The sequence below is a fragment of the Streptomyces sp. NPDC031670 genome, assembly GCF_055580545.1.
Map to the genome: position 1 here is coordinate 1 of NZ_JBVILC010000063.1, position 1,514 is coordinate 1,514.

Annotated in this window: 1 protein-coding gene; it reads right to left on the reverse strand. The window is 65.8% G+C overall.

All coding sequences use genetic code 11. The annotated features are described in order from the left end of the window. Window positions 1-65: 65 nt before the first annotated feature. Window positions 66-1,280, reverse strand: a complete 1,215-nt coding sequence (locus ACZ5ID_RS37025) for an IS110 family RNA-guided transposase (RefSeq protein ID WP_468907209.1) — start codon at window positions 1,278-1,280, stop codon at window positions 66-68. Window positions 1,281-1,514 lie beyond the last annotated feature (234 nt).

Here is a 1,514-nt window from a genome sequence, read left to right on the forward strand (position 1 = left end):
TTTCAGAGTGACCACTGATTCCCAATGATGTTGTCAAGCGGCGGTAGTGACCCACTGTGGTCGGGTCATATCGCTGTCGCGCCTGCGCGAGCCGCAGCGGTCTCGAAGAGCTTGTGGTCGCGCAAGAGAGCCCAGAGCACGTTCAGGCGGCGCCGGGCGAGGGCCAGGACGGCTTGCTTGTGGGACTTTCCCTCCGCGCGTTTGCGCTGGTAGTACCGCTTCGATTCAGGGCAGTACACAGCGGCGACCTGGGCAGAGAGATAGAACATTCGCAGCAGTCGCCTGCTGTAGCGCCGGGGCCTGCGGAGGTTACCGCTGACCTTGCCCGAGTCACGAGGAACCGGGGCCAGGCCGGCCACACCGGCGAGCCGGTCGGAGCTACCGAACACGGACATGTCTCCACCGGTAGCGGCGACGAACTCGGCGCCCAACGTCATGCCGATGCCGGGCATGCTGGTGATCACGTCCGCGTCGGGATGCTCCCGGAACCGGGCCTCGATCTGGGCTTCGAGCTCCGAGATTTCCTCATCGAGGGCCGTCACCGCCGCGGCCAGCGTGTGGACCATCCGTGCGCAGGTCCTTTCCCCGGGAACGACGGTGAACTGGGCTTCTCCGGCGGTCACCGCGGCCTCTGCCGTGCTCTTGGCAGCGGTGCTGGTGCGCACGCCGTGGTTCTTCAACCAGGTCGTGAGCCGCGACCGACCGATCCTTCGCAGGGTTGCCGGGGTTTGGTAGGCGGCCAGCAGAATTAGGGCGCTCTTGGAGGTGCTCAGATCGAAGGCACGCTCCAGGGCAGGGAAGTATTCCAGCAGCTGCGCGCGGAGGCGGTTGATCGCACGAGTGCGGTCGGCCGCGAGGTCGATCCGGCGCGCGGTCAGAATCCGCAGGTCTACTGCGATCTCACCAAGCTCCTGCAGAGGCTGCAGGTCACGGCGCATGCGGGCGGTGTCAGCGATGATGAACGCGTCCTTCGCGTCCGTCTTCCCGCTGCCTCGGTAGGCCGCTGAGGCGTGGTGCACGGTCCGGCCTGGGATGTAGAGCAGCTTCTGGCCGTGGTTGACCAGCAGCGCGATCCACAAGGAGGCCCCGCCGGCGTTCAGGTCGACGGCCCAGGTGACCGGGCCGCCGTCGGCTATCCCCAATACGTCACCGAGGAGTTCGAGCAGTTCAGCCTCGCTGTTCGGCACACGCCGCGACAGCAGCGTCGTCCCGTTGGCGTCGATGACCGTGCAGTGGTGCTCGGCCTTCCCCGCGTCTGTCCCGGCCCACAATTCCGGCACCAATCCTCCTCCGACGTGGTGTTGTGTCCCAGCAGACGACCTCGCCGACGCATCCATACGAGCGATTCAGTTCGCGTATCCCAATTAGCGGCCGAGTCGTCGCGGGGTGCCGGGCGGCCAATCAGTGGAAGCCACATCATCGGCTATCGGGTGACAGCCATACCCAGCACCCCTGGGTGTCCCGATCCTACGAATGACCGAAACGGCCCACAACGAACGGTATGGATCGGGTGA